10 protein-coding genes are annotated in these 13313 nt (G+C 64.0%); 5 read left to right on the top strand and 5 right to left on the bottom strand.

Annotated elements, in window-relative coordinates:
• The first annotated feature begins 29 nt into the window (after window positions 1-29).
• Window positions 30-1457 carry an NAD(P)/FAD-dependent oxidoreductase gene (locus AS26_RS04885; protein WP_062306678.1) on the top strand — a complete coding sequence of 476 codons (1428 nt, stop codon included), beginning with the start codon at window positions 30-32 and terminating at the stop codon, window positions 1455-1457.
• 82 nt (window positions 1458-1539) lie between these two features.
• On the opposite strand, the gene AS26_RS04880 is transcribed toward AS26_RS04885, so the two are convergent.
• From AS26_RS04880 to AS26_RS04860, 5 genes are read right to left on the bottom strand one after another with little or no spacing between them, the layout of a single operon-like run.
• Window positions 1540-2811 (bottom strand): phospholipase D-like domain-containing protein, encoded by a 1272-nt coding sequence (locus tag AS26_RS04880; RefSeq protein ID WP_062306676.1) that lies wholly within the window; start codon window positions 2809-2811, stop codon window positions 1540-1542.
• A 51-nt stretch (window positions 2812-2862) separates the two neighbouring features.
• The gene (locus AS26_RS04875; protein WP_062306674.1) at window positions 2863-3636 is read right to left on the bottom strand and encodes a glycerophosphodiester phosphodiesterase; all 774 of its coding nucleotides are present in this window, start codon (window positions 3634-3636) and stop codon (window positions 2863-2865) included.
• Window positions 3637-3668: 32 nt separating this feature from the next.
• The gene (locus AS26_RS04870; RefSeq protein WP_062306672.1) at window positions 3669-4994 is read right to left on the bottom strand and encodes an ABC transporter substrate-binding protein; all 1326 of its coding nucleotides are present in this window, start codon (window positions 4992-4994) and stop codon (window positions 3669-3671) included.
• A 42-nt stretch (window positions 4995-5036) separates the two neighbouring features.
• Window positions 5037-5864, bottom strand: a complete 828-nt coding sequence (locus tag AS26_RS04865) for a carbohydrate ABC transporter permease (protein WP_062306670.1) — start codon at window positions 5862-5864, stop codon at window positions 5037-5039.
• Window positions 5861-6796 carry a carbohydrate ABC transporter permease gene (locus AS26_RS04860; protein WP_062306667.1) on the bottom strand — a complete coding sequence of 312 codons (936 nt, stop codon included), beginning with the start codon at window positions 6794-6796 and terminating at the stop codon, window positions 5861-5863. The genes AS26_RS04865 and AS26_RS04860 overlap by 4 nt, the downstream gene beginning before the upstream one ends.
• A gap of 203 nt (window positions 6797-6999) precedes the next feature.
• Here AS26_RS04860 and AS26_RS04855 point away from each other — a divergent pair, with 203 nt between their 5' ends.
• The 4 genes from AS26_RS04855 to AS26_RS04840 all read left to right on the top strand — a co-directional run.
• A complete protein-coding gene (locus AS26_RS04855; protein WP_062306664.1) occupies window positions 7000-8241 on the top strand; it encodes an aminopeptidase in 1242 nt (413 codons plus the stop codon).
• 31 nt (window positions 8242-8272) lie between these two features.
• Window positions 8273-9889, top strand: coding sequence for a gamma-glutamyltransferase family protein (locus AS26_RS04850; RefSeq protein WP_062306662.1), 1617 nt, complete (start codon window positions 8273-8275; stop codon window positions 9887-9889).
• A gap of 598 nt (window positions 9890-10487) precedes the next feature.
• On the top strand, window positions 10488-12707 hold the full coding sequence (locus tag AS26_RS04845; RefSeq protein WP_217997430.1) for a stage II sporulation protein M: 2220 nt from the start codon (window positions 10488-10490) through the stop codon (window positions 12705-12707).
• 17 nt (window positions 12708-12724) lie between these two features.
• Window positions 12725-13313 (top strand): ABC transporter ATP-binding protein (locus AS26_RS04840; protein ID WP_062306657.1); only part of this gene is annotated, 589 nt, incomplete at its 3' end.

Raw genomic sequence — 13313 nt, 5'->3', positions numbered from 1 at the left:
TCAGGCCGGGGCTGCGAGGGGGATTGCGCATGGCTCTGCAGTACGACGTGATCATCGTGGGCGCGGGGCCCGCCGGCCTCTATGCCGCCTACGAATTGGTGGAGAAGGCGCCGCATTTGAGCGTCCTTCTCATCGACAAGGGCGTGGAGGCGCGGTTTCGCCACTGTCCCATCATGGAAGGGCGCATTGACAAGTGCCCTCCGCCCAACAAGATCAAGACGTACGCGAGCTGCTGGCCGGCGTGCGGCGTCATCAACGGCGCGGGCGGCGCGGGCAGCTTTTCGGACGGCAAGTTCAACATCACAGCCGAATATGGGGGCTACCTGACGGAGTATCTGCCGGCGAGCGAGGTGCTCGCCCTCATCGAATACGTGGACGCCATCAATCTGCGGCACGGGGCGCCCGATACCGTGACGGACCCGTCCACGCCCGCTGTGGCTGCCATCGAGCGCAGGGCCATGGCGGCTGGGCTCAAGCTGCTCCGCGGGCGCGTGCGCCACATCGGCACCGACAAGAACCTGGAGCTCATCCAGTCGCTGTTCGAGCACCTTGGCCGGCACATCGATCTCCGGTTTCGCACGTTCGTCGAGGACATCGTGGTGGAGGGCGAGCGCGTCGGCGGCGTGATCCTGCGCGGCGGCGAGATCATCCGCAGCCGCTACGTGCTTTTGGCGCCGGGGCGAGACGGGGCGACGTGGCTGTCCGATTTGTTCCGGCGGCACAAGCTCAAGATGACCAACAACCAGGTGGACATCGGCGTGCGCGTGGAGACCTCGAACGTGGTCATGCAGGAGCTGAACGAGCACCTGTACGAGGCCAAATTCTTGTTCCAGTCGCCTGCCACGGGGCTTTTGGTGCGGACGTTCTGCGCGAACCCGTCCGGTCACGTCGTAATTGAAAATCACACGGGCGTCATGGCGGCGAACGGCCACGCCTATCACGATCCGGCGCTCGGCTCGCAGAACACGAACTTTGCGCTGCTCGTCAGCCATCGGTTCACCGAGCCGTTTGACAAGCCGAACGAGTTCGCGAAGAGCATCTGCCGGCACGCAAACGAGCTGTCGAACGGGTCCATCATCCTGCAGAAGTACGGCGATCTGCGCAAGGGCCGCCGTTCCACGCCGCAGCGCATTCGCGAAGGGTTTGTCGAGCCGACGCTCAAGGAGGCCGTGCCGGGCGATCTCGGCCTTGTGCTGCCGTACAAGACGATGGTGGCGCTGATGGAGATGATGGAGGCGCTCGACAAGGTGGCGCCCGGCGTCGCGAGCGACCACACCCTGTTCTACGGCGTGGAGGCGAAGTTCTACGCCGCGCGCGCCGAGGTAGGGCCGGACCTGCAGACGAAGATCGACGGCCTCTACTGCGCGGGCGACGGGCCCGGCATCTCGCGCGGCATCTCGCAGGCGGCCTCGTGCGGCGTGCATGTGGCGCGGCAGATCGCAAAGCGCGAGGCGTGATCGGCCGGTAGTTGTGGCTTCCCGCGCACGTGAAAAGGCCCACGGCCGCGGATGGCCTTGGGCCTTTCACCATGCGCCGGCGTCAGCGCGAAACGTGCACCAGCCTGCCGTCTTGGAAATAGAGCCGCGCGCCGTTGGGATACACCCACACCGTCTCGGGCTTGCCGTGGTACGTGGTGGACGAGATGGACGACGGCGGGCCCCACTTGGCCCTGGCCTCTGACTCGGAGATGCCAAGTGACAAGTAAGGATATGATCCGCCAGCGCTTGAGGAGGTCCCGCCCGAGGAGCCGGATGTTCCGGACGCGCTTGCGAGCGGCTTCGCCTTCTGCCAATACTGCGCGAACCACGCCTGCGCCTCTGCGCGCACGAGCGGCTGCGTGACGACCAGACCGACCTCGCGGTTGTCGTCGAGCGAATTTGCGGAGATGTTCTCGCTGCCGACGAAGGCGGCTTCCGTCCCGACGATGAGCTTCGCGTGCACGTAAGGCGACGCGAGGAGCCGCACCTGTACGCCGTGGGCTGCGAGCGCGCGCGCATTCGCCATCTCCTCGCTGTCGATGGAGGACGGCAGCAGAAGCTCGAGCTGGCGTCCCTTCGCCTCCATGGCCGCCATGACGTCCGGCGCGTCGTACAGCTCCTCCTCGGCCATCATGACCGGACCGGGCTGGCGGATCTGCTCAGCGAGCGCCGCGGCCGATCCCGGCGACACAATGAGCGCGGGCGGCAGGCTCGGGCGTGGACGACCGGACCAGTCCGCCTGGAACAAAGCGGAGAGATTGGCCGGAATGGCGCCGCCGTCGACCTCGACGTTGTCCTCGAGGTTGGCGCCGCCGTCGAGGGCCGAATACGTGGCGTTGGCCGAGCCCACGATGGCGAGGTGCTCGTCCACCACCAGGTACTTGGCGTGATTGTAGCTCCTCGCGGAGGGCGACCACGTCTTGACCTGCACCTTCGAGCCGCGGAACATCGCGAGTTCCTTCGAGACGGCGTCCGGGAAGTCGTATGGGTGGCTGTCCACGATGACGCGCACCGCCACGCCGCGCGCGGCCGCCTGTTTGAGCGCGTTGGCGATGTTGTCATCGGTGAGCAGGTAGACGTTGTAGTCCACGCTCTGGTGCGCCTGCTGGATGGCGCGAACCCACGGTGCCGATCCGGCGCTGGGCTCGCCAATCCACGCGAATTGGCTGGCGGATGCCGCGATGGAGGCGGATCCGTTGGCCGAAGCCGGCGCGGTCCCTGTTGCGGCACGCTCCGGGGAGACGTTGGCCTGGCCGCACGCCGTCATGAAAAGCAGCGCGGGTGCCAGCGCCGCGGCCAGCCTGAGCCGAAGCCGACCCTTGTTCACGCGCATCGCTCCCTCTGTGAAATGGTGATCCGATTGTAACAAATCTCTCCTCTGCCATCACGCGGACGGCGGGGTGGGCGACGGAAGCGCGCGGGTGGTGGTTTGTTTCAGCCGGAGATCGTCCAGGATGATGCCGGAGACTTGGCAGGAGAGCGCCCGCTGCACGGCGAGCTCGCTCTTCGCGGTCCACGTGTAGACGGCGAGGTGGTGGGCCTTCGCCTCTGCCACAAACAGCGGGTCCAGGTGCTCGATGTCCGGGTGAAGGCTCTGCGCGCCGAGACGCTCGGCCAGCTGAATGGGTTCGAGCAGGCGCCCGGTGTAGAGCACGCCGAGGGCGATGTCTCGGTCGAAGCGGCGAACCTCGGCCAGCGCGGCGTGATCGAACGAGGAGATGAGGACGCGGTCCCGGGCGTTGTGGCGGTAGATGGCGCCGAGCACGCGGCGGATGAGCTGGCGGGTGTGTGCGATGGGGCTCGTCTTGAGCTCGATGTTCAGGCACATGTGCGGCACCGTGGCAAACACCTCGTCGAGCGTGGGAATGCGCGTGCCGCGAAATCGCGCGTCAAACCACGATCCGGCGTCGAGCTTGCGCAGATCGGCGAGCCGCATGTCGGCGGCGAGGCCCGTGCCGTCAGTTGTCCGGTCGACGGTCGGATCGTGCAGGATCACGACACCGCCGTCGCCCGTGAGGCGCACGTCGAGCTCAATCATGTCCGCGCCAAGCTCCGCCGCCCGCGCGAAGGCGGGCAGCGTGTTCTCCGGGCACTCGGCGGACGCGCCGCGGTGGGCGATCCAGAGCGTGTCGTCGCGCATCAGGAGTTCTCGGATCATGAATGGACCTCCCTGTCATTTGAGCGCGGTCATCATCCGAGGTTTTGATCGGCAGCTTGAGCGGCCTCATGCATGGTGGCCGCGACGGGCTTGCCCTCGTCGAAGATGCCTTGAAGCGCTTGTTGCACCGGCTGCAGCGCCGCGAGGTACGCGGGCGATGCGGGCGACGGATGCTCATACCGGAGTTCCTCGATGGCGGTCCGGTACTGCGGATGCTTGTTGAGGTACGCCTGATAGACGGGATCGCTCAGATCCGCCTTCTGCACCGGCAGGTAGCCGGTTTCGGTGGACCACTTCACCGACTGCTTGGGCGCGGTCCACCACTGGATGAACGTCCACGCGGCCTTCTGCTGTGCGGGCGTGGCGTCCTTGAAGATGACGAGATCGCCGCCGCCCGGCGGGACCGCGAGCGTCTTCCCGCGCGGCAAAAGCGCGGTGCCCCACTGGAACTTGTCGCCCACGCCTTTCGTCACCTTGCCTGCGCTGCCGATGGAGTCGATGTCCATGGCCACCTGGCCGTTGATGAAATCCTGCGTCATGAGGTCCCAATAGTTCGGCCCCGTCTCCACCTTCGCGTAGCCCTGCTTCACGAGCGACTGCTCGGTCTCGAGAATGGAGAGCGCGGGCGGCTGGTCAAACGTGGCGCGGCTCAAATCCGGCGACAGGATGGAGCCGCCGCCCGATTCCACCGCGTACTCCCACGGCCACCAGTCGACGAGCGGCTCGAAGCCGTAGATTTTGCTCGATCCGGCCCCACTCGTGAGCTTCTTCGCGTCCGCCGCGAGCTCGGTCCAGTTGGAAGGCGGCGAGGCGATGTGCGCCTTCGCGAAGAGCGTCTTGTTGTAGTAGAGCACCGGGACGCTCCGATTGAACGGCACCCCGTAGTACCGGCCCTGATACTGCGTCGAGACGAGGATGCCCGGCAGGAAGTTGGACGGCTTGTCGACGCTCGACGACTGCATCAGCTGGGTGAGGTCGAGCAGCTGGCCGCTCGCGGCGAAAACCGGCATCGCGTGCACTTCAATCTGCGCGAGGGTGGGCGGATCGCCCGCCTTGATGGCCGCGAGCAGCTTCTGTTGTTCCTCGCCGCCGCCCGAGTAGCTGCCCTGGTACGTGGCCACCACCTTGATGCCGGGGTGGGTCCGGTTGAACTCCTGCACCATCTGCTGAATGTCCTGGCTCAGCGTGGTGCCGACCCCATACCAGAACGTGATGGTCACGGGCTGGCTCGACGCCGCGGCCCGGCTCGCAGCCGTCGCCGCCTGTCCGCCGCCATTCGCCGCGGGCGCGCCGCACCCGGTCGCCACAAGACCTAGCGCCAGGAGCGCGCCGGATGTCCACAGTCGATCTCGCTTCATGAATTTCCCTCCCAATGTATGCGCCTCGCGCGGGCGCCGTGTTTATCCCTTCACGGCCGTCTGGGCCACGCCCTGGACGAAGTAGCGCTGGCCGATGAGGAATAGGATGACCACCGGCGCAATGGCGAAGATGTCAAACGCCATCGCGTAGTTCCACTGCAGCGTCTGGCCCGCGTCCTGTGTCAGGAAGTACGACAGGGCGACGGGTACCACGCGCATGTTGGTGGTGTTCGTGGCCACGAGCGGCCAGAACAGGCTGTTGTAGTGGTAGACAAAGTTGAGCAGCACGAGCGTCACGACGGTCGGCTTGCTGTTGGGCAGCACGATGCGCGTCAAAATCCACCACTCGCTCGCGCCGTCCACCCGCGCGGCGTCCACGATGTCCCGCGGCAGCGTGAGAAATCCTTGGCGCATGAGGAAGATGCCGAAGGCCGATCCGGCGTACGGCAGGATGAGCGCGCCGTACGTGTTGATGAGATGCACCGCGGACAGCATGGTGTAGACAGGCACGAAGGTCGCCTGCATGGGCACCATCATGCCCACGAGCACGGCGAAGAACAGCCAGCGCTTGCCGCGGAGTGGGATGAAGACGAGCGCGTACGCGGCGAGTGAAGATGTCACAACCTGTAGCGCGACGATGGCGCCGTTGGTGAACACGCTGTTCCACAGGTAGAGGAGGAACGGTTGGGCGCGCCACGCGGCGGCAAAGTTGCCCCACGCGGGGTGCGCGGGCCAGAGCGCCGACGAGAGCAGATCGTTGGTCGGCATGAGCGACGTGCGGATCATCCAATACACGGGTGCAAAGCACGCCGCAGCTGCCAGCGTCAGAAGCGCGTAGGACGTCGCCTTCCACACGACATGAGGCTTCACGACTCCTCCACCACCCAGCGGCGGCTCACGCGCATCTGCAGGTACGAGAGGCACGCGAGCACGAGGATGAGAAGGACGCTTGCCGCGGACGACTCGCCGATGTTGAACGCCTGAAAGCCTTTTTCGAAGATGTAGTAGGCGAACGTGGTCGTGGCCCCGTCCGGCCCGCCGCCCGTCATGACGTACACCTGGTCGAACGTCTGGAACGTCTGGATGAGGCAGATGACCACGGCGAAAAAGAGGCTCGGCCCCAGCGCGCGCAGCGTCACGTGGCGAAACACCTGGCACCGCCCCCCGCCGTCCACCTGGCATGCCTCCACGAGCGACGTGGGCACGCTCTGCAGCCCGGCGAGGAAGATGATGGCGTAATAGCCGGTGAACTGCCATGCCGTGAGGATGAGCACGGACAGAAGTGCCGTTCGCCCTTGACCGAGCCAGTTGACGGGCGGCAGACCGAGGCGCTGCAGAGCCAGGTTCACCGGGCCTCCGTCCGTCGCGAAGAGCAGCGAAAAGATGAGGCCCGAGCTCACGAGCGGGATCACGTACGGGCCGAAGATCGCCGTCCGGAATACCGCTCGCCCGCGGATGCGCTGGTTCAGGAGCACGGCGAGGATGAGTGCCGCGGGCAGCGACAGCGCCATCATGCCGGCGGCCAGCCACACCGTGTTGGACGCCGCCTGCCAAAAGTCGGGCGACGAAAACAGGCGCGCGTAGTTGGCGAAGCCGGCGAACACGGGTTGAGGGGTGTACAGCGTCGACTGGTAGAGGCTCAGGTACAGCGCGTAGCCCATCGGCGCAAACACAAACGCGAGCAGAAAGAGAAGTGCGGGCGCCATCATGGCGACGCCCGTGAGTTGCAGGGACGTGCGGCGCCTCTCCACGCGCCTATCCGGTTGCACCTTTGCGATCACGGCTTCGGCGGTCTTGGCCACGAGCGCCCTCCTTTCCGATACGAGAAGTTCACGGGGATGGACTCCAACGCGAGTGTACGAGTCGACTGTGAACCGCCTGCAAAGGAAGTGTGTCCCTTGTGTGAAGCTCTCGTGAACTCGCGCGATTTGTTATAGTGGGAGAGGAGCGCCCGTGCAGAGCGAATCACCTACAGGACATCCATGGCTGACAAGGGGAGAATGACGTGATCGAACAATTGCGCAAATACGCTGAACTGATTGTGCGGGTGGGGGTGAATCTGCAGCCGGGGCAGCCGCTCGTCATTGGGTTTGGGTCGCGCCAGGTGTACCCGGACCAGGTGCCGTTTGCGAGGCTTCTCGCCGAGGCCGCGTACGACGCGGGCGCGAGCTACGTGCACATCGACTGGGGCGACGAGTGGTGGCTGCGCGAGACCGTGAAGTGCGCGGACATCGGCATCTTGCGCGAGCGCGCGAAGTGGCAAGTCGCTTGGGTGGAGCGCCTCGCCGAGATGGGCGCGGCGTACATCGCGATGCCGGCGAGCGATCCGGCGCTGTTTGCCGGCATTCCGCGGGACCGCGTCGAGCAGGCGGAGCGGGCGGTGCGCGAGGCGTTCCGGCCGTTCGACAATGAGCGCACGAACGACAAGCACCGCTGGACGCTCGCCTCGGCCCCGACCCAGGCGTGGGCCGACGCGGTGCACCCGGAACTCGCGCGCGAGGAGCGGTTTGAAGCGCTCTGGCGGGACATCCTGCAGGCTTCGCGCGCGACGGGCGAAGATCCGATTGCGGACTGGGAGCATCACATTGCCAACCTGAAGCGCCGCGCGGCGTGGCTGAACGGGCTCAAGATCCGCGCGCTGCACTACCGGGCGCCAGGTACGGATCTCACCATCGAGCTGGCGGAGGGCCACTACTTTGAGGCGGCCGGCCATCCCGACGTGAAAGGCATCCGGTTTGTCGCGAACATCCCGACGGAAGAGGTGTTCACGGCGCCGAAGAAGACGGGCGTGAACGGCACGGTGGCGAGCACCATGCCGCTCAACCACGGCGGATCGCTCATCGAAGGCATCCGGCTTCGCTTTGAAAACGGGCGCATTGTCGAGTACAGCGCGGAGAAGGGCGAGGAGGCGCTCAAGGCCATCATTGAGGCGGACGAGGGCAGCCATTACCTCGGCGAGGTGGCGCTCGTGCCGGTGGACTCGCCCATCGCGCAGATGAACCGCATCTTCTACAACACGCTGTTTGACGAGAACGCGAGTTGCCATCTGGCCATCGGCCGCGCGTATCCGCTCGTCGAGGGCGGGCACCAGCTTGCCCACGAGGAATGGGAGGCGCGCGGGCTGAACGACAGCCTCATGCACGTGGACTTCATGATTGGCTCGCCGGATTTGGACATCGACGCGCTGCTTCAGGACGGCCGCACGGTGCCCATCTTTCGCGGCGGGCGTTGGGTGAGTGAGGCGTGAGGCCGCGCACAGCGGGCGGGAGGGACGGAGTATGGTGAATCCTCACTGGGATGCGACGAAGTATGATTTTGCGTCGCAGCGCACGGTCGTGTTCGCGCGGCGGGGGATGGTGGCAACCACGCAGCCGCTCGCCTCGCAGGCGGGGCTCGAGGTCTTGCGCCGCGGCGGCAACGCCATCGATGCGGTAGTGGCGGCTGCGGCGGCGCTGGCCGTGATTGAGCCGACGTCCAACGGCATCGGCAGCGACGCGTTCGCCATCGTGTGGAAGGACGGCAAGCTTCATGGCCTCAACGCCAGCGGCCACGCGCCCGAGCAGCTCACGTTCGACGAATTGTCGCGGCGCGGCCTGCGGGAGCTGCCGACGCACGGCTGGCTGCCTGTGACCGTGCCCGGCGCGCCGGCGGCCTGGACGGCTCTCGTCGAGCGGTTTGGCCGACTGCCGCTCCAAGATGTGCTCGCGCCCGCGGTCGATCTCGCTCGCGACGGGTTCCCCGTGCAGCCGGTGACCGCGCGCAACTGGCGCCGCGCGATGGAGGCGCATCGAGGCCGGCTGACCCATCCAGCGCACGAGCCGTTCTTCCGCCTCTTCGCCCCGCAGGGCGAGGCGCCCGGCCCCGGCGATCTGTTTCGCAATCCCGACGTCGCGCGCACGCTGGAAGCGATTGCATCGTCGTCCGGCCGCGCCTTTTATGAGGGCGAGATCGCCGAAGCCATCGCCGCGTTTGCCCGCGAAACCGGGGGGCTCCTGTCCAAGGACGATCTCGCCGCCTACAAGCCCGAGTGGGTCGATCCGCTTTCGGTGCGGTACCGGGAGTTCGAGGTGTGGGAGTTGCCGCCGAACGGCCAGGGCATCGTGGCGCTCATGGCGCTCGGCGCGCTCGATGGGATGGATCTCGCCGCGATGGACGAGGCGGAGCGCGCGCACGCCATGCTCGAGGCCATCAAGCTTTCGTTCGAGGTGGCGCTCCGCGAGGTTGCGGATCCCCGCTTCATGCGCGTGGCGCCCGCGTCGCTTCTCGCACCGGATCACCTGGCGGCGCTTCGCGCGAAAGTGGGCGAGGAGGCGCGCATGCCCGCCGTGGAGCGGCCGTACTACGGGGGTACCGTGTACCTGTGCGCGGCGGATGGCGAGGGCAACATGGTGTCGTACATCCAGAGCAACTACATGGGCTTTGGCAGCGGCATCGTCGTGCCGGGCACGGGCATTTCGCTGCAGAACCGCGGGCACAACTTTTCGATGGACCCGTCGCACCCGAACGCGCTCGGCCCGCGCAAGCGGCCGTACCACACCATCATCCCCGGTTTCCTCACGCGGGGAGGCGAGCCCGTCGGCCCGTTTGGCGTCATGGGTGGCTTCATGCAGCCGCAGGGGCACGTGCAGGTGCTCGTGCAGATGCTCGATCTCGCCCGCAACCCGCAGTCGGCGCTCGACGCGCCGCGCTGGCAGTGGCTGCAGGGCAAGCGCGTGCTGGTGGAGGCGGCCTTGGGGGAGGACGTGATCGCCAAACTCCGGGCGCGCGGCCACGAGGTGGAGGTCACGGATGACGGCACGCCGTTTGGCCGCGGGCAGATCATTTGGCGCCTGCCGAATGGTGCGCTGGCCGGGGCGACCGAGCCGCGGGCGGACGGATCGATTGCCGCGTGGTGATGTAGAGGGGCGCGCGGGATGGGGAACGTCTCAACAGGTCCCAGCCCGTGTCACCTGGGAGGATGCCATCGGGGTAGGACGAGGGTGTCCGAATCGACGGCGTACAGCGGGGCTGCATCATGTAGGCTAGCGATGGTGTAGCCCCTTGTCTGTGCCCGACCATCCATTTGTCAGCAGGCCCTAGATTCTGTCGCGCCAGCCTCCTTCGCACAGCGCGCTGCGGACCATCGCGTCATGCGGACATGGCGGTTGGTCGTCCAGGGTCACTTCCCAATCTTTCGACTTTATGCACGAATTTTTGTGCATCAAATAACCCCAAACGAGCAACGCTCCAACAGGACCCAGCCCCTGATTCCACCTCTTGTGCATCTTAGAAGAAATGTTATGAAATCAAGGTTGCCCCTCTAATCGAAAAAATTTGCGAGTTTATTGGCGTCGAATGGGCAGTATGTCGCTGATCCAGTGGGATACGAGGATGTGACATCAAAATGATAGCACGGCAAGCCAAATTCCTGGATACAATGGTCTTGTTGCCCTTTCGTAGGCCATCACACGGAAAGGGGGACGTATACCGATACGCTTGATGAAATGGAGCCCAGTGTTGTGGTCGCTCGTACGCCATCAAATGCGACAAGAGTATGCGGGTTTGACAGAGCGCGTTCAAAGCATGCTCGGCGTCTCTGCGCCGTGGGCCACCGTTGCGGTAGCCTATCTCCTGCAGAATACGGTGTATCTCATCATGGCGCTGTTCGTTCTGAACAGTCGCCAATGGGGTGCCTGGCCGGTCATCGCGGGACTGGTGCTCGCCTTCAATCTGTATTTACCGCGGAGCGTGGCGCGGCGTGGCATCGTTGGGTTGGACCGAGAAGCCATTCGCGAGGTGCTCCATCTATCGCCGCTTCCCATGGAGAACTTGTGGGTGGAACGTCTCGCTGCGGAGACGGTGAGCTTCTGGATTCACTACGGTGGTCCCGAACTTGTCGCCTGTCTGGTGCTTGTGAGCTGGCCTTCCAGTCCGTTGCTCGGTGCGGGTCTGGCCGTGATATTTGTGGGCGTCGTCACACTCATTCATCTATCGACGCTCACATCGCGAGCGAAGCCAGGAGGTTCTTTGATTTCAGTTCCGGTTCCTGCTTGGAGGTACTTGCTTTCACTTGTCGGCCTGACTGCGCTGACCGCTGTGGGGACTGACGTGGTGATCGCGCCCATGGCGCGCCATCCCTGGCCTTTATCAGCGTTGGTGGCGGACCCTGAAGGTACGCTTCGAGCGTTTTCAAGCGCTTGGAGGGAGCATCTGCTGAGCTTGGGCCACACGTGTGCTGTCTGGGTGGGCAGACATGCGGCGCAGGAAGAAATCGCGGGAATTGCCGTGCTCATCGCATGGGTGGTCATCCGTTTGTTGGACGCGAAGCGCGAGGCCCGTACCCTTTTGGCCAGTGGCAGCGGCTTGGACTTTGGCTCGCGAGGAATCTATGCGTTTTATCACGCCGTTGCGCGTGCCATGTACCCTTTCGATCCGTTTGTATGGAGAGACCTTCTTTGGCTTCAGCGCAATCAGTTCTTGACACCCTTATCGTCCCGATGGCAATTGATTGTGCCGCCGGCGGTGAGTTCATCGCTTGGCGTGGTCATCGGTCTCTTCGGCGTCGCGTCACCCGCAGGTGTGGTGCTTGGCTGCTGGTTTATCGCGCTCCATGCCTGCTATCAGACAGCAAGCCTCTTTTTTTGGAGCTTTCCTATTCTCTATCCTGGAAGCGAGTTGCGCCAGCACGAGTTGGTGCGGTTGTCGCCGACAGAGAGTCTGTTGCGACTGAAATGTTCGAAGGCCAAGCTCCTTAGGCTGCTCGGCCTGCCCTTGGTCATCGAACTATCGCTCATCTTCGTGGCCGTTTGTTTGGTGCGGAGAGTCGGAGCCTGGGATTTGGCAATGGGTTTTGCAGGCTTGGTCGCCACCTGCGGGTTGGCATTTTTGGTGTGTTCGTTGCGCATTTTTGCGATGAATCGCTATGACTACGACGACATTTTCGCGGTGGCTCGCGAAAATGTGGGACTTACGTTTATTCGGTTTCTTGAACAACTCCCTAAAAGACTGATTTACATCGTATTTTTGAGTTTCTTGTGTGTCAGTCTCTTCTTTCAAAACACCTTGGCCAATGAATGGATCAGTCTCTTGGCGCTCGGGCTCATTTGCGTGGATGCGGGTATAATCGCGTGGATGTGGATTCCAACCAGTCGGGGCAACGCTCTGAGTGAGGGTGCTCGCCATGCGGGGGATCGGGTGGCCGGGGGCCGTTCGGGGGCGTTTGGGCGCGCGCTTCTCTCGGGCTTTGGGCGCATGGTCATCACGTTATGTGGAATTTATGCCTTCGCGATTGCAGTCGGCGCATACCTCGAAATCTCCTTCGCTCCGCCGGTGGCGCACAATCCGCGTCTCCCATGGCAGGCGTACTTTGTGCACAACGTGGCCTCTTGGGGCATGGATGTAGGGGTGGGATTGATCACGCTTGGCCTTGGTAGCCTCGTTTTGCTCGCTTTCAATGGCCTTATGGCGGGCGAGGCCCTTTGCCTCACGTTCCAGGAGGGACATTCGAGCTGGATTTACACGGCGTTTCTTCCGCACGCCGTATTCGAAATTCCGGCTCAAATTCTTGCGGCCCTTGTTCCTTACCTTCTCTTCGCGGTGATGGGGATGAGGAGGCGAGGCATCGCGTCGAGTTTGCAGACATGGGTAACGCTCAAACGGGCAACGGTGTTGTCTTTCGGTGCCATCGCGCTTCTCTTCATCGCTGCTTGGATGGAATCAGTCTTTGGGATTTAAGGGTAATGAGGTGAGTGATGGAACCCTTGCTGGCATTTGAAGACGTCACCTTTCATTACAGTCCAGGTCAGTCCGTGCTTGAGGGTGTGAACCTGGAAGTCCGTCCTGGCGAAGTCGTCTGGATTCGAGGACCGAACGGAGCTGGAAAATCGACCTTCCTCCGCATAGCGGCGCAACTGTTGCAGCCGCAAGCGGGGAACATCCGTTTTCGCGGTCATCTTCTTTTGCCCCGCAGCCGCTGGTATCTGGAGGAGATGGCCTACATTCCTGCTGAGCCTTACCTGTTCGACTATCTCACGGGCCGAGAAAACGCCGAATTCATCCGCTATCTGTTTTCGATCCCGCGCGGTGACATGGATACCTGGTTGCAGCGAGCAGAGGCGGAGTTTGGGCTCGTTGGCGCGTTGGATCGTTTGGTGAGAGACTATTCCCTCGGCATGCGCCACAAGTTGTACTGGGCGGCCATGCTCGCTCGATCCGCGCGTATCTTCTTGCTCGACGAGCCTTTCTCGCCGCTTGACCATGACTCGCGAACCGCCATGATCCAAGAGTTGATGGCGCGGGTCGCACAGGGGGCAGCGGTGCTTTTCACGACTCATGTGGGCG

This window comes from Alicyclobacillus sendaiensis NBRC 100866 (assembly GCF_001552675.1).
GTDB lineage: Bacteria > Bacillota > Bacilli > Alicyclobacillales > Alicyclobacillaceae > Alicyclobacillus > Alicyclobacillus sendaiensis.
Note: the sequence above shows the minus strand (reverse complement) of the source record. Positions and strands in the feature narration are given on the sequence as shown.

Bases quoted from the DNA above. Each gene is read 5' to 3' on its own strand.
- AS26_RS04885 (WP_062306678.1), top strand. From the start codon at position 30: ATGGCTCTGCAGTACGACGTGATCATCGTGGGCGCGGGGCCCGCCGGC.
- AS26_RS04880 (WP_062306676.1), bottom strand. From the start codon at position 2,811: ATGCGCGTGAACAAGGGTCGGCTTCGGCTCAGGCTGGCCGCGGCGCTG.
- AS26_RS04875 (WP_062306674.1), bottom strand. From the start codon at position 3,636: ATGATCCGAGAACTCCTGATGCGCGACGACACGCTCTGGATCGCCCAC.
- AS26_RS04870 (WP_062306672.1), bottom strand. From the start codon at position 4,994: ATGAAGCGAGATCGACTGTGGACATCCGGCGCGCTCCTGGCGCTAGGT.
- AS26_RS04850 (WP_062306662.1), top strand. From the start codon at position 8,273: ATGGTGAATCCTCACTGGGATGCGACGAAGTATGATTTTGCGTCGCAG.